This window comes from Myxococcus vastator (assembly GCF_010894475.1).
Classification (GTDB): Bacteria; Myxococcota; Myxococcia; order Myxococcales; family Myxococcaceae; genus Myxococcus; species Myxococcus vastator.
Genome location: NZ_JAAIYB010000991.1, coordinates 1 through 395 on the forward strand (window position 1 = coordinate 1; position 395 = coordinate 395).

The 395-nt window shown below is 74.2% G+C and carries 1 protein-coding gene; it reads left to right on the plus strand.

Translation table 11 applies throughout. The features are described from left to right. On the plus strand, nt 1-395 hold a 395-nt coding region (locus G4D87_RS38725), incomplete at both ends, for a chloride channel protein (protein WP_205507904.1).

Genomic DNA, 395 nt, shown 5'->3' on the forward strand with positions numbered 1-395 from the left:
GTGTACGCGAAGTGGGGCGGGCCGATTCGTGGGGGGAACAACCTGGTGCTGGACACGGTGCACGCGAGCGACGCGCAGGTGCCGGTGCGCATGGCGCCCATGGTGCTGGTGGGGACGGTGCTGACGCACCTGTTCGGCGGCAGCGCGGGCCGCGAGGGCACGGCGGTGCAGATGGGTGGCAGCCTGGCGGACCTGGTGGCGCGGCGCTTCCGGGTGGGGCCGGACACGCGCCGCGAGCTGCTGGCCGCGGGCATCGCGGGAGGCTTCGGTTCGGTGTTTGGCACGCCGGTGGCAGGGGCGGTGTTCGGGCTGGAGGTCGTCGTGGTGGGGCGCATGGGCTACGAGGCGCTGCTGCCCGCGCTGGTGGCGTCGGTGGTGGGGGACTTGGTGACGCG